Origin of the sequence: Pseudomonas sp. SG20056 (assembly GCF_031764535.1) — a bacterium.
Classification (GTDB): Bacteria; Pseudomonadota; Gammaproteobacteria; order Pseudomonadales; family Pseudomonadaceae; genus Aquipseudomonas.
Window position 1 is genome coordinate 1,518,077 of the sequence record NZ_CP134499.1, and the last position, 18,949, is coordinate 1,537,025.

Here is an 18,949-nt window from a genome sequence, read left to right on the forward strand (position 1 = left end):
TGCATTTCGCCCGGCTCCCATTGTGTGGGAGTCGGGCGATTTTGTTTGGGGCGTGGGTTTATCTGATGCCTTGGTCGTATCACCCTTGGGTGCTACGCCACCCGTATTGAGCAGGTTTGTTAATAGACTGGCATAACACTTGCTCTTAACCCTTTGAAAACGGATAGAACTCCGAATAACGACGGATTATTGGCATGGCTAAGAAAGAAGCAGCACCAGCGCCGGCAAATGCTGAGGCGAAACCAGCCGGCAAAATGAAGCTGATCATTATCATCGTTATTGCGGTGTTGCTCGCTGTGGGTCTTTCCGTGGGTGGCACCTGGTTCTTTCTGAACAAGAAGGATGCCGGCGCTGAAGAGGCCAAGGCCGAAGCCAGTGCCGAGCCTGCGGTGCCAGTCAAGCAAGCGGCGATCTATGAAGAGCTGTCACCGGCATTCGTGGTGAACTTCAATCATCAGGGCCGCGCCCGCTATATGCAGGTCAGTGTGGCCCTGATGACCCGTGATCAGGTCGCTCTCGATGCGCTCAAGGTGCATATGCCCGTGTTGCGTAATCGCCTGGTGATGCTGTTTTCCGGTCAGGACTTTGCTTCTTTGATTACCCCGGTGGGCAAGGAAATGTTGCGTCAGCAGGCCACCGCCAGCGTGCAGGAACTGGCCGAGAAAGAGACCGGCAAGGTTACGGTCGAGCAAGTGCTGTTCACCAACCTCGTGTTGCAGTAATCAGGAGCCGTATATGGCTGTGCAAGACCTGCTTTCCCAAGATGAAATCGATGCCCTGCTGCATGGTGTCGATGACGGCTTGGTTGAAACCGAGGACGAAGCCGAACCGGGAAGCGTCAAACAATATGACCTGACCAGCCAGGACCGCATCGTTCGTGGGCGCATGCCAACGCTTGAGATGATCAACGAGCGTTTCGCCCGCTACACCCGCATCAGCATGTTCAACCTGCTGCGCCGTTCTGCTGATGTGGCGGTGGGCGGCGTGCAGGTGATGAAGTTCGGCGAGTACGTGCACTCGCTGTATGTGCCGACCAGCCTCAATCTGGTGAAGATGAAGCCGCTGCGCGGTACGGGCCTGTTTATTCTCGACGCCAAACTGGTGTTCAAGCTGGTGGACAACTTCTTCGGTGGCGACGGTCGTCACGCCAAGATCGAAGGGCGCGAATTCACCCCAACCGAGCTGCGCGTCGTGCGCATGGTGCTGGATCAGGCCTTTATCGACCTCAAGGAAGCCTGGCACGCGGTGATGGATATCAACTTCGAGTACGTCAACTCGGAAGTGAACCCGGCGCTGGCCAACATCGTCAGCCCCAGTGAAGTGATCGTGGTGTCCACCTTCCATATCGAGCTCGACGGTGGTGGCGGCGATCTACATATCACCATGCCTTATTCGATGATCGAGCCGATCCGCGAGATGCTCGACGCAGGCTTCCAGTCCGATGTCGACGATCAGGACGAGCGCTGGATCAAGGCCCTGCGTGAAGACATTCTTGGCGTCAGCGTGCCCTTGGGCGCGACTGTTGCCCGCCGCCAGCTCAAACTGCGCGACATTCTGCATATGCAACCTGGTGACGTGATACCGGTGGAGCTGCCGGAAAGCGTGGTGCTCTGCGCCAACGGGGTGCCCTCATTCAAGGTCAAGATGGGGGCGCACAAAGGCAAGCTGGCTTTGCAGGTGCTCGGCCCCATTGAGCGTAACCGCTAATCCCCCTATTCAACGCCAGCCGAGGAAAAACGATGGCAGACGAAAACGAGAACGAAGCCAGCTCCCCCGAGGAACAGGCACTTGCCGATGAGTGGGCGGCTGCATTATCCGAAGCCGGTGATGCCGGGCAGGACGATATCGACGCCATGCTCGCCGCCAGCGACCCGGGACCGGCGGCGCCACGTGCGCCGATGGAGGAGTTCGACAGTGCGCCGAAGATGAACCTGCCGGTTAATCTGGATGGGCCGAATCTGGATGTGATTCTGGATATCCCAGTGTCGATTTCCATGGAGGTCGGCAATACCGATATCACTATCCGCAACCTGTTGCAGCTCAACCAGGGGTCGGTGATTGAACTGGATCGTCTGGCCGGTGAGCCGTTGGATGTACTGGTCAACGGCACCTTGATTGCCCACGGTGAAGTGGTGGTGGTGAACGAGAAGTTCGGCATTCGCCTGACCGACGTGATCAGCCCTAGCGAACGCATCAAGAAGCTGCGCTAACCATGCATAGAATTCTTCTGTTGGGCCTGGCGCTCCCTTTCGCTGCAATGGCTGCGGAGCCGGCAGCGCAAACGGCTGTGCCTCTTGCCGGAACAGGCATGGGTGGGCAGCTTGTACAGTTGTTGCTGGGCCTGCTGCTGGTGATCGGTTTGATCTTTCTGCTGGCCTGGCTGATGCGTCGGGTGCAGCAGATCGTGCCGCGTGGCGGTCAGGTCATCAAAGTGCTGGCCACTCAGGCGCTGGGGCCGCGTGATCGCCTGGTGCTGGTGCAGGTGGGTAACGAGCAGGTATTGCTGGGTCTGACCCCGGGCACCATCACGTCGTTGCATGTGCTGAAAGAACCGGTGCATATGCCGGATGCTGAACCTGCCTCGACCGAGTTTGCTCAGCGCCTGATGGAGCTGTTGGGTAAAGACCAGAAGGACAAGTCGTGATGCTGCGTTTGCTGCTGATGCTGGTTTTTAGCCTGGGTGCGTCACTGGTATTCGCTGCCGATCCGCCGACTGCCAGTACCTTGATTCAGTCGGGCAATAACCCGCTGTCGATCCCGGCCATCACCCTGAGTACCGACACAGCTGGGCAGCAGGAGTACTCGGTCAGCCTGCAAATCCTGCTGATCATGACTGCGCTGAGCTTTATTCCAGCGTTTGTCATGCTGATGACCAGTTTTACCCGGATCATCATTGTCTTCTCGATTCTGCGTCAGGCCCTGGGGTTGCAACAGACACCGTCGAACCAGATTCTGGTCGGGCTGGCGCTGTTTCTGACCATGTTTATCATGGCCCCGGTGTTCGACCAGATTAACCGCGAGGCACTGCAGCCCTACCTGAACGAGCAAATGCCGGCGCAGGAAGCGATCCTCAAGGCCGAAGGGCCGATCAAGAACTTTATGCTGTCGCAGACCCGTGAAAGCGATCTGGAGCTGTTTGTGCGTCTGTCCAAGCGCACTGATATCGCCAGCCCGGAAGAGGCGCCGCTGACCATTCTGGTGCCGGCATTTGTCACCTCCGAGCTGAAAACCGCCTTCCAGATCGGCTTTATGATCTTTATCCCGTTCCTGATCATCGACATGGTGGTGGCCAGTATTCTGATGGCGATGGGGATGATGATGCTCTCGCCGCTGATCATTTCCCTGCCGTTCAAGATCATGCTGTTTGTGTTGATTGATGGCTGGGCGCTGATTATGGGCACCCTGGCCGCCAGCTTCGGAGGCACATAGCCATGACTCCCGAGGTGGCTGTTGATCTGGTGCGCGATGCCTTGTGGCTGACGGCCATGATTGTGGGGATTCTGGTGGTTCCCAGCTTGATTGTTGGCTTGCTAGTGGCGATGTTTCAGGCGGCCACTCAAATTAACGAGCAGACCTTAAGTTTCTTGCCGAGGCTATTGGTGATCCTGCTGGTGCTGATTTTTGCGGGTCCCTGGCTGGTGCGCGAGCTGATGGAATACACCGAGACTCTGATCATGAATATTCCGATGCTGATCGGCTGACATGTTCGAGCTAAGCAACGAGCAGATCGGTGCATGGGTGGGCAGCTTTCTGTTGCCGCTGTTTCGTATTGCGGCGCTGTTGATGTTTATGCCGATCATTGGCACCCAGCTGGTTTCGGCGCGGGTGCGCCTGTACCTGTCCCTGGCCATTTGTCTGGTGATCATGCCGACCCTGCCGCCGATGCCTGTCATTGATGCGATCAGCGTGCAGGCATTTATCTGGATTGCCCAGGAAATTCTGATCGGCATGATGCTGGGTTTTGTTCTGCAGCTGTTCTTCCAGGTTTTCGTGATTGCCGGGCAGATCGTCGCCATGCAGATGGGCTTGGGTTTTGCCTCTATGGTTGACCCGGCTAACGGTATTTCGGTGCCAGTGATCGGTCAGTTGTTCATGATTCTGGTGACCTTGCTGTTTCTCGCCATGAACGCCCATCTGGTGGTGTTTGAAGTGCTGACTGAGAGTTTCTTCACCTTGCCAGTCGGCGGTGGCTTTCTGGTGGAAAACTACTGGGAAATTGCCAACAAACTGGGTTGGGTGTTGGGGGCGGCTCTGCTTCTGGTATTGCCGGCAATAACCGCATTGTTGGTGATCAATCTGGCATTCGGGGTGATGACCCGCGCTGCGCCGCAGTTGAATATCTTTTCTATCGGTTTCCCGCTGACTCTTGTGTTGGGTATGGTCATCGTGTGGATCGGCATGACCGACATCCTTGCGCAGTACCAGGTATTTGCCACCGAGGCGTTGCAATTCTTGCGTGAAATGGCGCGGGCGAATTAATCCATGGCCGAATCCGAGAGCGGTGCCGATAAAAGCGAGGAACCCACGGAGAAACGCCTACGCGAATCCCGTGAGAAGGGCCAGATTGCCCGTTCCAAAGAGCTCAATACCCTGGCTGTGACCCTCGGTGGTTTTGGTGGCATGCTGGCTTTCGGCGGCAGCATGGCCAATGCCATGCTCGACATCATGCGTGGCAACTTCTCGCTACCCCGTGACGTGATCATGGATGAGCGCAGCATGGCCCTGTGGCTGGCGGCATCTGGGCAGATTGCGTTGGAGGCCTTGTTCCCGCTGTTTGTGCTGCTGCTGATCGTATCGATTGTGGGGCCGATTTCTCTCGGCGGCTGGCTGTTCTCTGCCGAAGCCATGGCGCCCAAACTCAGTCGAATGGATCCCTTGGCAGGGCTTAAACGCATGTTCTCGACCAGTGCTCTGGTCGAGCTGCTCAAGGCGTTGGCCAAGTTCATCCTGATTCTGCTGGTAGGTGTGGCCGTGTTGTCGGCCTGGCAGGACGATCTGTTGGCGATAGTGCATGAGCCGATAGAGTCGGCCATTCTGCACTCAGCCAGTGTGGTGGGGTGGAGCGCGCTGTGGATGTCTTGCGGGTTGATTCTGATTGCCGCCGTGGATGTGCCATTCCAGCTCTGGAGCAGCAAACAGAAGCTGATGATGACCAAGCAGGAAGTGCGCGACGAGTACAAGGACAGCGAGGGCAAGCCCGAGGTCAAGCAGCGTATTCGCCAGCTGCAGCGCGAAATGGCCGAGCGGCGCATGATGCAGTCGGTGCCTGACGCCGACGTGGTCATCACCAACCCGACGCACTTTGCCGTGGCCTTGAAGTACGACCCGGCCAAGGGCAGTGCGCCCGTGCTGCTGGCCAAGGGCGGTGATTTCACTGCCTTGAAGATTCGCGAAATCGCCAACGAGCACAAGGTCATGGTGCTGGAGTCGCCGGCTCTGGCGCGGGCGGTGTTCTATTCCACCGAACTGGATCAGGAAATTCCCGCCGGCCTGTATCTGGCCATCGCCCAGGTGTTGGCTTACGTCTATCAGCTGCGCCAGTACCAGGCCGGTAAGGGCAAACGCCCAGGGCCGCTACCGGAGATGCCAATCCCGCCGGATTTACGTCGCGACGAGTGACGGTGAGTGCCGATGTAGCTGGGTTAACTGTTGTTTGGTTTGGCCTGGCAAAGTTGGACAGCTTCTTGCAAAACCCTCCCCAAAGGCGCGACACGCGTCAAAAGATTGAATTGGCTGGGGTAGTGGTGTGGCAATAGATCGCTCACAAATGATCGGTGATGTGCGCAGTAACCTGTCGGGGTTGAAACAGGGCAACCTGGGCATCCCACTGTTGCTGCTGGTCATGCTCGGCATGGTCATGCTGCCGATTCCACCGTTTCTCCTTGATGTGCTGTTTACCTTCAGTATTGCCCTGTCGATCGTCGTCCTGCTGGTAGCGATCTACGCCCTGCGCCCGCTGGATTTCGCGGTATTCCCGACCATTCTGCTGGCGGCAACCTTGCTGCGTCTGGCGCTTAACGTCGCCTCCACGCGGGTGGTGCTACTTAACGGTCAGGACGGTCACGACGCTGCGGGTAAGGTGATCCAGGCCTTCGGTGAGGTAGTGATCGGTGGTAACTACGTGGTCGGTATCGTGGTGTTCGCGATCCTGATGATCATCAACTTCGTGGTGGTCACCAAAGGTGCCGGACGTATCTCCGAGGTCAGTGCGCGTTTCACCTTGGACGCCATGCCGGGCAAGCAGATGGCCATCGACGCGGACCTGAATGCCGGGTTGATCGATCAGGCGGAGGCCAAGAAGCGTCGCAGCGAAGTGTCCCAGGAAGCCGACTTCTACGGCTCCATGGACGGTGCCAGCAAGTTTGTGCGCGGCGATGCGATTGCCGGCCTGCTGATTCTGTTCATCAACCTGATCGGTGGCATCGCCATCGGTATTTTCCAGCATGACCTGAGCTTTGCTGACGCGGGCCGCATCTACACCCTGCTGACCATCGGTGACGGCCTGGTGGCGCAGATTCCTTCGCTGTTGCTGTCGACTGCCGCAGCAATCATGGTGACCCGTGTTTCCAGCTCGGAAGACATGGGTGCTCAGGTCAATCGGCAGATGTTCGCCTCGCCGCGTGCGCTGGCGGTTACCGCGGCGGTGATGATCGCCATGGGCCTGGTGCCCGGCATGCCACATTTCTCTTTTATCAGCCTGGGCCTGGTGGCTGCGGGTGCTGCGTACTGGATTGCCAACAAACAGCGTACAACCAAGGAAAACGAGATCAAGGAAGTGCAGCGCCAACAGGAATTGCTGCCAGCGCAGAAGGCTCAAGAGGTCAAGGAGCTGGGCTGGGACGACGTGACACCGGTGGATATGGTCGGCCTGGAAGTGGGTTATCGGCTGATTCCACTGGTAGACCGTAACCAGGGTGGCCAGCTGCTGGCGCGGATCAAGGGCGTGCGTAAGAAGCTCTCCCAGGAGATGGGCTTTCTCATGCCCTCGGTGCATATCCGCGACAACCTGGACCTGCAGCCCAATGCCTATCGCCTGACGCTGATGGGGGTCAGCGTGGCCGAGGCCGAGGTGTACCCGGATCGCGAGCTGGCGATCAACCCGGGCCAGGTGTTCGGTCCGCTCAATGGCATCGCCGCCAAGGATCCGGCATTCGGTCTGGAGGCGGTGTGGATCGACCCGACTCAGCGCGATCAGGCGCAGTCGCTTGGCTACACCGTGGTAGACGCCAGTACCGTAGTGGCGACCCACCTCAACCAAGTCCTGCACAAACATGCCCACGAGCTGCTGGGTCACGAGGAAGTGCAACAGTTGATGCAGCTCTTGGCCAAGAGCTCGCCGAAGCTCGCTGAAGAGCTGGTGCCAGGGATGATTTCCCTGTCAACCCTGCTCAAGGTGCTGCAGAGCCTGCTGCAGGAACAGGTGCCGGTACGCGATATCCGCACCATCGCCGAGGCCATCGCCAACGTTGCGGTGAAGAGTCAAGATCCCGCCGCGATGGTGGCGGCGGTACGCGTTGCGTTGGCCCGCGCAATCGTGCAAAGCATTGTGGGACTAGAGCTGGAGCTGCCTGTTATCACCCTTGAACCCAGGTTGGAACAGATATTGCTCAACAGTATCCAGAAGGCCGGTCAAGGCTCCGAGGAGGGCATCCTCCTGGAACCTGGCATGGCCGAGAAGCTGCAGCGTTCCCTGGTGGAAGCGGCGCAGCGCCAGGAGATGCTCGGCAAGCCAGTGATTCTGCTGGTTGCCGGTCCGGTCCGGGCGATGCTCTCGCGATTCGCGCGGCTGGCGGTTCCGAGTATCCATGTACTGGCATACCAGGAAATTCCGGATAACAAGCAGGTCACCATCGTTGCGACGGTGGGGCAGAACTAACCGAGGTTACAGGCCATGCAGGTCAAACGCTTTTTCGCCGCCGATATGCGTACCGCCATGAAATTGGTGCGTGATGAGCTGGGTGCCGATGCCTCGATCATTGGCAATCGCCGGGTAGCCGGTGGTGTCGAATTGACCGCCGCGCTGGATTATCAGGTGCCAGCCGCACCGGCCCGTCAGCCCAACCCTGCGTTGGAAGCCGAGCTGCGCAAGACTCAGGCGAAAATTGCCACGGCCCAGGCCGAGCTGACCACCCGCACTCAGGTCGATGCCGGCAAAGACCGCCAGCTGTTTGGCGCGGCTGACAGCCTGCCTGCTGACAGCTTGGCGGCTGTGATGCGCAAATCGCAGGCAGCTCCAGCTGCGGCAACCGATCAGCGCGCCCTGGATGCCATGCGTTTCGAACTGCATGGCCTGCGTGAGCTGATTGAAGTGCAGCTGGGCTCGATTGCCTGGGGGCAGTTGCAGAACCGTCGCCCGCAGCAAGCCAATTTGTGGCGTCGCCTGCAGCGCATGGGCTTGTCGGCCGAATTGTCGAAAGCGCTACTGGAGCGTGTGAATACGGTGACTGAACCTCGCCAGGCCTGGCGCATGGTGCTGGCGCACCTGGCTCACGCGATCAAAACGCCGAAGCAGGAACCGATGGAAGAGGGCGGCGTAATCGCCTTGGTAGGCCCTGCTGGCATGGGCAAAACCACTACTCTGGCCAAGCTGGCCGCGCGTTACGTGCTCAAGTACGGCGCCCAGCATATTGCCCTGGTCAGCCTGGACAGCTACCGCATTGGTGCTCAGGAGCAGCTCAAGACCTTGGGGCGTATTCTCAATGTCCCGGTAACGCTGGTTGACCCTGGTCAATCGTTGACTCAAGCCTTGGCTCCGCTGGCGCGCAAGCGGGTGGTGCTGATTGACACTGCCGGCCTGCCCGCCAATGACCCAGCCCTGCGCATGCAGCTGGAAACGCTGGCCAGCCGTGGTGTCAACGCAAAAAATTATCTGGTCATGGCCGCTACCAGCCAGGGCCAAGTGCTGAAAGCCGCCTACCATAGTTATAAGCGTTGCGGCTTGTCTGGCTGCATTCTGACAAAAGCGGATGAGGCCACCAGCCTGGGTGAGGTTTTAGGACTGGCTATTAGCCAGCGTCTACCGGTAGCCTATCTCGCTGATGGGCCACGCATTCCCGATGATTTGCAGATTCCACGCAGTCATCAATTGGTTAGCCGGGCCGTAGGGCTGCAGGCAACCCAGGATCCAAGCGAAGATACGATGGCGGAGATGTTTGCCGGGCTTTACCAGCAACCCGCACGACGCGTCAGTTAAGCGTCCTGCTGTTGGCAATGAACCGCGCTTAGCCAGCCAAGTGGCTCCAGTCGAAGTTAGACAAGGTGTGTAGAAATATGGGTATGCATCCCGTACAGGTGATTGCGGTGACCGGCGGCAAAGGTGGCGTCGGTAAGACCAACGTCTCGGTGAACCTGGCGTTGGCCCTGGCTGATCTCGGCCGTCGGGTGATGCTGATGGACGCCGACCTTGGCTTGGCCAACGTCGACGTGTTGTTGGGCCTCAGCGCCAAACGCACCCTGGAAGACGTCATCAGTGGCGAGTGCGAGCTGCGCGATGTGTTACTGCAGGGCCCTGGCGGCATTCGTATCGTGCCGGCAGCCTCGGGTATTCAGAGCATGGTGCAGCTGTCACCCATGCAACATGCGGGGCTTATCCAGGCGTTCAGCGATATCAGTGACAACCTCGACGTGTTGATCATCGACACCGCCGCGGGTATTGGTGACGGTGTTGTGAGCTTCGTGCGCGCTGCCCAGGAAGTGCTGGTGGTGGTGTGTGATGAGCCTACGTCGATTACCGATGCCTACGCGCTGATCAAATTGCTCAACCGCGACCACGGCATGAACCGTTTCCGCGTACTGGCCAATATGGCTCACAGCCCGCAGGAAGGTCGCAACCTCTTTGCTAAGCTGACTAAAGTCACTGATCGTTTTCTTGATGTTGCCCTGCAGTATGTAGGCGCAGTGCCGTATGACGAGTCAGTGCGCAAGGCCGTGCAGAAGCAGCGCGCGGTCTACGAAGCCTTCCCGCGCTCGAAGTGCGCGCTGGCGTTCAAGGCGATAGCCCAGAAAGTCGACGCCTGGCCGTTACCGGCTAACCCGCGCGGTCATTTGGAGTTTTTCGTTGAGCGTCTGGTGCAGCAACCGATCGCGGACACGGCCATATGACAGCAGCCTCTGGACTTCGTATGTATAGCAAGGCGCAGGCGCAGGATTCCCAGCACCAGTTGATCGAGCGCTACGCGCCCCTGGTCAAACGCATTGCCTATCACTTGCTGGCCCGTCTACCGGCCAATGTGCAGGTCGATGATCTGATTCAGGCCGGGATGATCGGTCTGCTTGAAGCGTCAAAAAAATACGACTCCAGCAAAGGTGCCAGTTTCGAGACGTTCGCCGGTATTCGCATTCGCGGCTCAATGCTTGATGAGGTGCGTAAAGGTGATTGGGCGCCACGTTCAGTGCATCGCAATAGCCGCATGGTTAGCGACGCAATTCGAATAATTGAGGCCAGAACCGGCAGAGACGCTAAAGATCAAGAGGTTGCGGCCGAACTCCAATTGAGTCTCGAGGATTACTACGGCATTCTTGGCGACACTTTAGGCAGCCGCCTGTTCAGTTTCGACGACCTGTTGCAGGACGGCGAGCACGGTGGGCTGGGTGAAGACGCTGGCAGCAACCACCTCGAACCTTCTCGTGATCTGGAAGATGAACGCTTTCAGGCGGCCCTGGCAGATGCCATTGCCAACCTGCCGGAGCGCGAGCGCCTGGTGTTAGCGCTATATTACGATGAAGAACTGAATCTTAAAGAGATCGGCGAGGTGTTGGGGGTTAGCGAATCACGTGTAAGCCAACTACACAGTCAGTGTGCCGCTCGTTTACGCGCTCGTTTGGGCGAGTGGCGTGCACATTGAGTTGTATTCGCTAGCGCTGGGCCGGTTTCACGATTAAAAGCGCACGCAGGTTGCTGTGTGCGTTTGGGACTGTACGGAGGTCGACTTGGACAAGAACATGAAAATCCTCATCGTTGATGACTTTTCAACGATGCGACGGATCATCAAGAACCTCCTGCGTGACTTGGGGTTCACCAACACAGCGGAAGCCGATGATGGCGTCACCGCGCTGCCCATGCTGCAGAGCGGCAGTTTCGATTTTCTGGTGACGGACTGGAACATGCCCGGCATGACGGGCATCGACCTGCTGCGCGCGGTACGTGCAGACGAGCGCCTGAAAACCCTGCCGGTGTTGATGGTCACCGCAGAAGCCAAGCGCGATCAGATCATTGAAGCAGCCCAGGCTGGGGTTAACGGTTATGTAGTCAAACCGTTCACTGCCCAGGTGCTGAAAGAGAAGATTGAAAAGATCTTCGAGCGGGTCAACGGCTGATGTTTGCCATGAGGGTGCTATGGAACATAAAGATTCCGTTCAGGGTGACCTTGAGTCGACCCTGAAACACAACGCTCGCCAACTGGTAGACAGCCTGGAACAAGGCAACTTTGGTGAAGCGGTACAGCTGATACATGAGCTCAACAAAGCGCGTGACCGTGGCCTGTATCACGAGGTCGGCAAGCTGACCCGTGAGCTGCATAACGCCATCGTCAATTTCCAGCTCGACCCCCGTGTGCCACATGCCACTGAGGTTTCGCAAATCACCGATGCCACCGAGCGTTTGAATTACGTGGTGACGATGACCGAAAAAGCGGCCAATCGCACCATGGATCTGGTTGAGCAGAGTGCACCACTGGTTAATGACCTCAGTGATGAGGCACAGAGCCTGAGCGCCGATTGGGGACGCTTTATGCGCCGCGAGATGAGCGCCGATGGTTTCCGCGAACTGGCCAAGCGTGTTGAGCTGTTTCTCGCCCGTAGCGAGCGCGACGGTGCCAAGCTATCTGGGCACCTCAACGATATTCTGCTGGCTCAGGACTATCAGGATTTGACCGGACAGGTGATCAAGCGTGTAACGCAGCTGGTAACCGAAGTGGAAAGCAACCTGCTGAAACTGGTTCTGATGGCCAGTCAGGTGGACCAGTTTGCCGGCATTGAGCACAACCATGAGTTGCTCCGCGCCGAACAAGAAAAACAAAAAGAGCCTTCCCGTGGTGAAGGTCCGCAGATTCATGCCGATAAGCGTGAAGACGTCGCATCCAATCAGGATGATGTCGACGACCTGCTTTCCAGCCTGGGATTTTAGGAGCACGTCTTATGAGCTTCGGCGCCGATGAAGAAATCCTCCAGGACTTCCTGGTAGAGGCCGGCGAGATTCTTGAACTACTGTCCGAACAGCTCGTAGAGCTGGAAAGTCGCCCGGACGACATGAATCTGCTCAACGCTATTTTTCGCGGGTTTCATACCGTTAAAGGTGGTGCCGGTTTTCTCCAGCTCAATGAGCTGGTGGAATGCTGCCATATCGCAGAAAACGTCTTCGACATCCTGCGCAAGGGTGAGCGGCGCGTCGACTCCGCGTTGATGGATGTGGTGCTGGAAGCACTGGATGCGGTCAACAGCATGTTTACCGAAGTCCGTGAACGTACCGATCTGACTCCGGCAACCCCTGAACTGCTTGCTGCCTTGGCGCGTCTGGCTGAACCGGCAGGTGCCGAAGAGACCGCGCCGATTGAAGCGCACGCCGAGCCTGAGCCTGAGCCTGAAACCGAGGTTGCAGTCGAAGAATCCGCTGGCGATATCACCGATAGCGAATTCGAGCAGTTATTGGGTGCCTTGGATGAGTCTCCGACGCAAGCGCCCAGCGCTGCCAGCAGTGATGAAATTACCGATGATGAGTTCGAGTCCTTGCTCGATCAGCTGCACGGCAAAGGTCAGTTTGTAGCGCCTGACGTTGCTGCTGCACCTGCCCCACCTGTTGCGGCTGCACCAGCGGCAGTGGCGGCGGGCGGTGATGAAATCACCGATGATGAATTCGAGTCGTTGCTTGATCAGTTGCATGGCAAAGGTCAGTTTGTTCCGCCTCCTGCGCCAGCACCTGCTACGCCGGCGGCCAAGGCCGAGCCTGCTGAAGCACCGAGTGGTGATATCACTGACGATGAATTCGAGGCCTTGCTTGATCAGCTGCACGGCAAAGGTAAGTTTGTCGAACCTGAAGCGATTAAACCCGTTGTCCCCGCGCCGGTTGCCAAGCCTGTTGAACCAGTCAAGGCCGCAGCTAAACCCGCAGCCAAGCCAGCTGCCAAGGTAGAACCAGCCAAAGCCTCTGCGGCACCGGCTGCCGTGCCAGCCGCTGATAAGGCTGCGCCGCCCAGTGAAGCGGAAACCACTGTGCGGGTCGATACCGCACGGCTTGACGAAATCATGAACATGGTCGGCGAACTGGTGCTGGTGCGTAACCGTCTGGTGCGTCTTGGGGCCAGCAGTGGCGATGAGGCCATGTCCAAGGCGGTGTCCAACCTGGATGTGGTCACGGCTGATCTGCAAACGGCGGTGATGAAAACCCGCATGCAGCCAATCAAGAAAGTCTTCGGGCGCTTCCCGCGTTTGGTTCGTGACCTGGCGCGTAACCTGAAAAAAGAGATCAACCTGGAACTGGTTGGCGAAGAAACCGACCTCGACAAGAACCTGGTCGAAGCATTGGCTGATCCGCTGGTCCACTTGGTGCGCAACGCGGTCGACCATGGCATTGAGACCCCGGAAGAGCGTGAGGCCTCGGGTAAGGCGCGGGGCGGCAAGGTGATACTGTCCGCAGAGCAGGAGGGTGATCACATCCTCTTGTCGATCTCTGACGATGGCAAGGGCATGGACGCGGATGTGCTACGCGCCAAGGCGGTGGAAAAAGGTCTGCTGGATAAAGACGCGGCCGACCGTCTCAATGAGTTCGAGTGCTATAACCTGATTTTCGCTCCGGGCTTCTCGACCAAGACCGAGATTTCAGATGTGTCCGGTCGCGGTGTGGGCATGGACGTGGTGAAAACCAAAATTTCCCAGCTCAATGGCACGGTCAATGTGTTTTCGGTCAAGGGGCAGGGCTCGAAGATTGTTATCAAGGTGCCGCTGACCTTGGCGATCATGCCGACACTGATGGTGATGCTGGCCAATCAAGCGTTCGCCTTCCCATTGGTCAACGTCAATGAAATCTTCCACCTCGACTTGTCGCGAACCAATGTGGTGGACGGTCAGGAAGTGGTCATTGTGCGTGACAAGGCCTTGCCGCTGTTCTACCTCAAGCGCTGGCTGATCGGCAGTGCTGCTCATGTGGAGCAGGGTGAGGGGCATGTAGTGATTCTCACCGTTGGCAGTCAGCGTATCGGCTTTGTGGTCGATCAACTGGTCGGCCAGGAAGAAGTGGTGATCAAGCCGCTGGGCAAAATGCTGCAGGGTACTCCAGGTATGTCAGGTGCGACCATCACCGGTGATGGACGTATTGCCTTGATTCTTGACGTGCCGAGCATGCTCAAACGTTACGCGCGGCGTATCTGATTGTTAGCGGCGCAGCTATCTGTCGCGCCGCTTAGGAGTGTTTATGGCTGTTAAGGTGTTGGTGGTTGATGATTCCGGCTTTTTTCGTCGGCGCGTGTCGGAAATTCTTTCAGCCGATCCGAATATTCAGGTAATCGGCACTGCCACTAACGGCCGTGAAGCCATCGAGCAGGCGCAGGCGCTCAAGCCGGACGTAATCACCATGGATTACGAGATGCCGATGATGGATGGCATCACGGCTGTGCGTAACATCATGCAGCGCTGCCCGACGCCAGTGTTGATGTTTTCCTCGCTGACCCATGAAGGCGCGCGCGTGACGTTGGATGCGCTGGAAGCCGGTGCGGTGGATTTCCTGCCGAAGAATTTCGAGGATATTTCGCGCAATCCAGAGCGGGTCAAGCAGCTGCTTTGCGAAAAAATCCATACCATTGCCCGCAGCAACCGTCGCAGCCTGAGTCCGCCTCCTGTGGCTGCGCCTGTTGCTACACCTGCTGCGCAAAGCAAGCCAGCAGCCCGTCCGGCGGCCACCACTAGCACCTTGGCGCGCCCAGCTGCTTCGCCTACTCCGGCTGTTGCCAGTGCGGCACCTAAGCGCAAGTCCTACAAGCTGGTTGCGATTGGTACCTCGACAGGCGGGCCGGTGGCGCTGCAACGTGTATTGACCCAGTTGCCGGCTAACTTTCCGGCGCCGATTGTGCTGATCCAGCATATGCCAGCGGCCTTTACCAAGGCCTTTGCCGAGCGCCTCGACAAGCTCTGCCGCATAAGCGTAAAGGAAGCCGAGGACGGTGATGTGTTGCGTCCAGGCCTGGCGCTGCTGGCGCCAGGCGGCAAGCAGATGATGGTAGATGCGCGCGGCGTGGTGAAGATCCTTCCTGGCGATGAACGCCTGAACTACAAGCCCTGTGTTGATATCACCTTTGGTTCGGTAGCCAAGTCCTATGGTGACAAGGTGCTGGCGGTGGTGCTGACCGGTATGGGTGCAGACGGCCGTGAAGGTGCGCGCCTGCTCAAACAAGGTGGCAGTCAGGTGTGGGCTCAGGACGAAGCCAGTTGCGTGATCTATGGCATGCCCATGGCCATTGTCAAAGCCAACCTGGCCGATGCCATCTACCCGCTGGATGATATTGGCAGGCACCTGGCGGAGACCTGCATTTAATGGATGTACTGAGCCTTATCGGGGTCATCCTGGCCTTTGTCGCTATCCTCGGCGGCAACTACCTTGAAGGTGGCCATGCTGCGGCTCTGCTCAATGGGCCTGCTGCGCTGATCGTGATTGGCGGCACCCTGGGCGCGGCGTTTTTGCAGGCGCCGATGAATGTGTTCAAGCGCGCTCTGGCCATCATCAGCTGGATCTTCTTTCCCCCGCGTGTGGATCTTGCCGGCGGCATCAACCGGGTGGTTGGCTGGAGCATGACCGCGCGCAAGGAAGGCTTGCTTGGTCTGGAAGCGGTGGCGGATGTCGAAGCCGACCCATACGCCCGCAAAGGTTTGCAGCTGTTGGTTGATGGTGCGGAGCCTGAGGCCATTCGCAGCATTCTTGAAGTTGATCTGTACACCCAGGAAGGCCGGGATATTCAGGCTGCCAAGGTGTTTGAAAGCATGGGCGGCTACGCGCCGACCATTGGCATTATCGGTGCCGTGATGGGCTTGATTCACGTGATGGGTAACCTGGCGGATCCGAGCAAGCTGGGTGCCGGGATTGCCGTAGCCTTTGTCGCCACCATCTACGGCGTGGGTTTTGCCAACCTCCTGCTGCTGCCCATAGGTAACAAACTCAAGGCCATTGCCCAGCGTCAATCGCGTTATCGCGAGATGCTGCTCGAGGGCATTCTGTCGATCGCCGAGGGTGAGAATCCGCGCTCCATCGAATTGAAGCTGCAAGGCTTTATGGATTGATGGGAACAGCATATGGCCCGCAGGCGTCATCAAGAAGAACATGAAAACCACGAACGTTGGCTGGTCTCCTATGCCGACTTCATCACCTTGCTGTTCGCGTTCTTTGTGGTCATGTATTCGATTTCCTCAATCAATGAAGGCAAGTACAAGATTCTTTCAGACAGCCTTACAGGGGTGTTCAATCAGCCTGATCGGGCGATCAAGCCGATTCCGGTAGGTGAAGAGCGGCCACGCACCACTGAGCCTGATCGTTCGCTGGTGGATGAGGAAAGCGCGCAGTCATCCGCTGATGACCTGCAGAGCATTGCCAGCAGCGTGCGTGAGGCATTCGGCGACTTGATTCAGTCCGAGCAGCTCAAGGTCAGTGGCAATGAGTTGTGGATTGAGATTGAACTCAGCTCCAGCCTGCTGTTTACCAGCGGCGATGCCATACCCAACAATGCGGCATTCGACATTATCGAGAAGGTAGCCAAAATTCTGGCGCCTTACGAAAACCCGATTCACGTGGAAGGCTTTACCGACAACCTGCCGATTCAGACGGCTCAGTTCCCGACCAACTGGGAACTGTCTACCGCGCGGGCTGCCAGTATCGTGCGTATGCTGACTATGGATGGGGTCAACCCCAGTCGGTTGGCGGCAGTCGGTTATGGTGAGTTCCAGCCCGTCGCGGATAACACCACGGCCGAGGGACGTGGGCGTAATCGCAGGGTCGTGTTGGTAATCTCGCGCAATCTAGATGTGCGTCGCAGTGTGAGTGGTGTCGGCAGCGCTAATGCCAAACCTGATGCGGCCTTGCAACGGGCTGGCACGCAACCTGCACCAGCTCCGGCAGCGCCGGCCCCGCAAGCGGGTGCCGTCAATCCCCCGTCGCCGGCCCCATAAGGGTGGCCCCGTTCTCGGTCAGGCTGCAGCTGCACCGGGAGGATGATAACGATGAGAGTCTGGGCAGTAGCCAATCAAAAAGGTGGAGTCGGCAAGACCACCACATCAATCGCTCTGGCAGGTCTGTTGGCCGATGCCGGCAAGCGTGTGGTGATTGTCGATCTCGATCCCCATGGGTCGATGACCAGCTATTTCGGGCATGACCCGGATAGCCTGGAACACAGCAGCTTTGACCTGTTTCAGCATAAGGGCAGTGTGCCTCGCGGTTTGCCGCAGCAATTGCTGTTGCCCACCAGTGATGAGCGGATATCTCTGCTGCCCTCGAGTACTGCGCTGGCCACGCTTGAGCGCCAGTCGCCAGGGCAGAGTGGCCTGGGCCTGGTGATTGCCAAGAGCCTGGCGCAGCTCTGGCAGGACTTCGACCATGCGGTGATCGACAGTCCGCCCTTGCTCGGTGTATTGATGGTCAACGCACTGGCCGCTAGCCAGCAGCTGGTGATTCCAGTGCAGACCGAGTTCCTCGCTGTCAAAGGCCTGGAGCGGATGGTCAACACCCTGGCAATGATCAATCGTTCGCGCCAGCAGGCGTTGCCGTACACCATCGTGCCGACCCTGTTTGATCGGCGTACCCAGGCTTCCATGGGTACATTGCGGGTGTTGCGCAACACTTACCCTGAGCATCTATGGCCGGCGTACATTCCGGTGGATACGCGCTTGCGTGACGCCAGCCGGGCTGGGGTTACACCGTCAACGTTCGACAACAATAGCCGTGGTGTCATCGCCTACCGTGCCTTGCTCAAGCACCTGTTATCGCAGCAGATTGCCGCACAGGTCGCCTGAGATGAACGGCTATGCTGAAGATATAGGCTCAAGTCTGTCGCTAGAGCGGCCGATAGTCTGTACAGATCGTTATTGTGGGTTGTGTTCATGAGTCGTCCCCTTGCCACCGCTACACGTCCGCAACTGGCCTTGCAGTCCTACCTGGACGGCTTGCTGCAGGATGCTGCGAACGAGCTGGCCGATAGTCTTGAGGCGGATGACTTCAGCGTCGACAGCATCAGCTTGGATGAGTTTGAGGCCGCTGTGCTGGAAGAGCAGGTGCGTGATGCGCGCATCATTCAGCAGGTCCCTGTCGCCAAACCGGTGATTGAGCTGGCGCCACGCCCGCTGGTGTTGCCGACCATTGAAATGCCTTTGCCTGTGGTTGAGACGCCAGAACCGGTGCCAGTCGTAGTGGCTGAAAACCCGGTGAGTGAAGCTGCGCAGGTCGTACCTGATGCTTTGGTGCTACCTGAGCAGGTGCAGCAAGGGCGGCCCGAGTGGGCCGAAGGGCCATTCGAATGCCTGCTCTTTGATGTGGCCGGGTTGACCTTGGCGGTTCCTCTGGTATGCCTGGGCTCGATCTACCCTCTGCAAGGCCAGGAGCTCACACCATTATTTGGCCAGCCAGACTGGTTTCTCGGCATACTGCCGTGCCAGGCCGGCAATCTGAAGGTGCTGGACACCGCGCGCTGGGTGATGCCGGATCGTTACCGCGATGACTTTCGCGAAGGTCTGCAGTATGTAATTTCTGTTGAGGGCTATGAGTGGGGGCTGGCAGTGCATCAGGTCAGTCGCTCGATTCGTCTTGATCCCAACGAGGTCAAATGGCGTAGTCAGCGCACTCAGCGTCCTTGGCTGGCGGGTACGGTTATCGAACATATGTGCGCTTTGCTGGATATCGCATCTCTGGCTGAGCTGATCGCCAGTGGTGCGGCCAAACGCATGGCGGCCAACCGGGTTCACTGAATAACGCCAGGCTGTGCGA

The 18,949-nt window shown here is 58.1% G+C and carries 20 protein-coding genes; all 20 read left to right on the forward strand.

Going from position 1 to position 18,949, the window contains the following annotated elements; translation table 11 throughout:
* Positions 1-194 precede the first annotated feature (194 nt).
* The 20 genes from fliL (at position 195) to RHP75_RS07370 (ending at position 18,930) form a co-directional block, all read left to right on the forward strand.
* Positions 195-722 (forward strand): flagellar basal body-associated protein FliL, encoded by a 528-nt coding sequence (gene fliL / locus RHP75_RS07275; protein WP_311091162.1) that lies wholly within the window; start codon positions 195-197, stop codon positions 720-722.
* 13 nt (positions 723-735) lie between these two features.
* A complete protein-coding gene (gene fliM / locus RHP75_RS07280) occupies positions 736-1,707 on the forward strand; it encodes a flagellar motor switch protein FliM (RefSeq protein WP_090252087.1) in 972 nt (323 codons plus the stop codon).
* A gap of 32 nt (positions 1,708-1,739) precedes the next feature.
* A complete protein-coding gene (gene fliN, locus RHP75_RS07285) occupies positions 1,740-2,210 on the forward strand; it encodes a flagellar motor switch protein FliN (RefSeq protein ID WP_311091164.1) in 471 nt (156 codons plus the stop codon).
* A 2-nt stretch (positions 2,211-2,212) separates the two neighbouring features.
* Positions 2,213-2,644: a flagellar biosynthetic protein FliO gene (fliO, locus tag RHP75_RS07290; protein WP_311091165.1), complete on the forward strand. Its 432-nt coding sequence runs from the start codon at positions 2,213-2,215 to the stop codon at positions 2,642-2,644.
* Positions 2,644-3,429 carry a flagellar type III secretion system pore protein FliP gene (gene fliP / locus RHP75_RS07295; RefSeq protein ID WP_311091166.1) on the forward strand — a complete coding sequence of 262 codons (786 nt, stop codon included), beginning with the start codon at positions 2,644-2,646 and terminating at the stop codon, positions 3,427-3,429. The genes fliO and fliP overlap by 1 nt, the downstream gene beginning before the upstream one ends.
* Positions 3,430-3,431: 2 nt before the next feature.
* Complete coding sequence (gene fliQ / locus RHP75_RS07300; protein ID WP_311091167.1) at positions 3,432-3,701, forward strand: flagellar biosynthesis protein FliQ; 270 nt, start codon at positions 3,432-3,434, stop codon at positions 3,699-3,701.
* 1 nt (position 3,702) lies between these two features.
* A complete protein-coding gene (gene fliR / locus RHP75_RS07305; protein WP_311091168.1) occupies positions 3,703-4,479 on the forward strand; it encodes a flagellar biosynthetic protein FliR in 777 nt (258 codons plus the stop codon).
* Positions 4,480-4,482: 3 nt separating this feature from the next.
* Positions 4,483-5,619: a flagellar biosynthesis protein FlhB gene (flhB, locus tag RHP75_RS07310; protein WP_311091170.1), complete on the forward strand. Its 1,137-nt coding sequence runs from the start codon at positions 4,483-4,485 to the stop codon at positions 5,617-5,619.
* 133 nt (positions 5,620-5,752) lie between these two features.
* Positions 5,753-7,876 (forward strand): flagellar biosynthesis protein FlhA, encoded by a 2,124-nt coding sequence (gene flhA / locus RHP75_RS07315; protein ID WP_170048246.1) that lies wholly within the window; start codon positions 5,753-5,755, stop codon positions 7,874-7,876.
* A 15-nt stretch (positions 7,877-7,891) separates the two neighbouring features.
* Positions 7,892-9,193: a flagellar biosynthesis protein FlhF gene (gene flhF / locus RHP75_RS07320; protein WP_090252103.1), complete on the forward strand. Its 1,302-nt coding sequence runs from the start codon at positions 7,892-7,894 to the stop codon at positions 9,191-9,193.
* 77 nt (positions 9,194-9,270) lie between these two features.
* On the forward strand, positions 9,271-10,101 hold the full coding sequence (gene fleN / locus RHP75_RS07325; protein ID WP_090252106.1) for a flagellar synthesis regulator FleN: 831 nt from the start codon (positions 9,271-9,273) through the stop codon (positions 10,099-10,101).
* A complete protein-coding gene (gene fliA / locus RHP75_RS07330) occupies positions 10,098-10,844 on the forward strand; it encodes an RNA polymerase sigma factor FliA (RefSeq protein WP_160015347.1) in 747 nt (248 codons plus the stop codon). The genes fleN and fliA overlap by 4 nt, the downstream gene beginning before the upstream one ends.
* A 97-nt stretch (positions 10,845-10,941) precedes the next feature.
* A complete protein-coding gene (locus tag RHP75_RS07335) occupies positions 10,942-11,316 on the forward strand; it encodes a chemotaxis response regulator CheY (protein ID WP_178091816.1) in 375 nt (124 codons plus the stop codon).
* Positions 11,317-11,335: 19 nt separating this feature from the next.
* Entirely contained in the window at positions 11,336-12,124 is a 789-nt protein-coding gene (locus tag RHP75_RS07340) for a protein phosphatase CheZ (RefSeq protein ID WP_311091171.1), read from the forward strand.
* Positions 12,125-12,135: 11 nt separating this feature from the next.
* Positions 12,136-14,361 (forward strand): chemotaxis protein CheA, encoded by a 2,226-nt coding sequence (locus tag RHP75_RS07345; protein ID WP_311091172.1) that lies wholly within the window; start codon positions 12,136-12,138, stop codon positions 14,359-14,361.
* Positions 14,362-14,404: 43 nt separating this feature from the next.
* Positions 14,405-15,520: a chemotaxis response regulator protein-glutamate methylesterase gene (locus tag RHP75_RS07350; protein ID WP_311091173.1), complete on the forward strand. Its 1,116-nt coding sequence runs from the start codon at positions 14,405-14,407 to the stop codon at positions 15,518-15,520.
* On the forward strand, positions 15,520-16,260 hold the full coding sequence (locus tag RHP75_RS07355) for a flagellar motor protein (RefSeq protein WP_090383884.1): 741 nt from the start codon (positions 15,520-15,522) through the stop codon (positions 16,258-16,260). Before RHP75_RS07350 ends, RHP75_RS07355 begins: the two co-directional genes overlap by 1 nt.
* Positions 16,261-16,272: 12 nt before the next feature.
* Positions 16,273-17,142, forward strand: coding sequence for a flagellar motor protein MotD (motD, locus tag RHP75_RS07360; RefSeq protein WP_311091174.1), 870 nt, complete (start codon positions 16,273-16,275; stop codon positions 17,140-17,142).
* Between the two features lie 51 nt (positions 17,143-17,193).
* A complete protein-coding gene (locus RHP75_RS07365) occupies positions 17,194-17,982 on the forward strand; it encodes a ParA family protein (protein ID WP_090383890.1) in 789 nt (262 codons plus the stop codon).
* An 87-nt stretch (positions 17,983-18,069) separates the two neighbouring features.
* A complete protein-coding gene (locus tag RHP75_RS07370) occupies positions 18,070-18,930 on the forward strand; it encodes a CheW domain-containing protein (protein WP_311091175.1) in 861 nt (286 codons plus the stop codon).
* Positions 18,931-18,949 lie beyond the last annotated feature (19 nt).

What these genes read in the sequence shown, in the direction of transcription:
- fliN (WP_311091164.1), top strand. Translation starts at nt 1,740, where the DNA reads ATGGCAGACGAAAACGAGAACGAAGCCAGCTCCCCCGAGGAACAGGCA.
- fliA (WP_160015347.1), top strand. Translation starts at nt 10,098, where the DNA reads ATGACAGCAGCCTCTGGACTTCGTATGTATAGCAAGGCGCAGGCGCAG.
- RHP75_RS07350 (WP_311091173.1), top strand. Translation starts at nt 14,405, where the DNA reads ATGGCTGTTAAGGTGTTGGTGGTTGATGATTCCGGCTTTTTTCGTCGG.
- RHP75_RS07345 (WP_311091172.1), top strand. Translation starts at nt 12,136, where the DNA reads ATGAGCTTCGGCGCCGATGAAGAAATCCTCCAGGACTTCCTGGTAGAG.
- fliL (WP_311091162.1), top strand. Translation starts at nt 195, where the DNA reads ATGGCTAAGAAAGAAGCAGCACCAGCGCCGGCAAATGCTGAGGCGAAA.
- fliP (WP_311091166.1), top strand. Translation starts at nt 2,644, where the DNA reads ATGCTGCGTTTGCTGCTGATGCTGGTTTTTAGCCTGGGTGCGTCACTG.
- RHP75_RS07355 (WP_090383884.1), top strand. Translation starts at nt 15,520, where the DNA reads ATGGATGTACTGAGCCTTATCGGGGTCATCCTGGCCTTTGTCGCTATC.
- flhB (WP_311091170.1), top strand. Translation starts at nt 4,483, where the DNA reads ATGGCCGAATCCGAGAGCGGTGCCGATAAAAGCGAGGAACCCACGGAG.
- RHP75_RS07335 (WP_178091816.1), top strand. Translation starts at nt 10,942, where the DNA reads ATGAAAATCCTCATCGTTGATGACTTTTCAACGATGCGACGGATCATC.
- fliO (WP_311091165.1), top strand. Translation starts at nt 2,213, where the DNA reads ATGCATAGAATTCTTCTGTTGGGCCTGGCGCTCCCTTTCGCTGCAATG.
- RHP75_RS07340 (WP_311091171.1), top strand. Translation starts at nt 11,336, where the DNA reads ATGGAACATAAAGATTCCGTTCAGGGTGACCTTGAGTCGACCCTGAAA.
- motD (WP_311091174.1), top strand. Translation starts at nt 16,273, where the DNA reads ATGGCCCGCAGGCGTCATCAAGAAGAACATGAAAACCACGAACGTTGG.
- fliQ (WP_311091167.1), top strand. Translation starts at nt 3,432, where the DNA reads ATGACTCCCGAGGTGGCTGTTGATCTGGTGCGCGATGCCTTGTGGCTG.
- flhF (WP_090252103.1), top strand. Translation starts at nt 7,892, where the DNA reads ATGCAGGTCAAACGCTTTTTCGCCGCCGATATGCGTACCGCCATGAAA.
- fleN (WP_090252106.1), top strand. Translation starts at nt 9,271, where the DNA reads ATGGGTATGCATCCCGTACAGGTGATTGCGGTGACCGGCGGCAAAGGT.
- RHP75_RS07365 (WP_090383890.1), top strand. Translation starts at nt 17,194, where the DNA reads ATGAGAGTCTGGGCAGTAGCCAATCAAAAAGGTGGAGTCGGCAAGACC.
- fliM (WP_090252087.1), top strand. Translation starts at nt 736, where the DNA reads ATGGCTGTGCAAGACCTGCTTTCCCAAGATGAAATCGATGCCCTGCTG.
- fliR (WP_311091168.1), top strand. Translation starts at nt 3,703, where the DNA reads ATGTTCGAGCTAAGCAACGAGCAGATCGGTGCATGGGTGGGCAGCTTT.
- RHP75_RS07370 (WP_311091175.1), top strand. Translation starts at nt 18,070, where the DNA reads ATGAGTCGTCCCCTTGCCACCGCTACACGTCCGCAACTGGCCTTGCAG.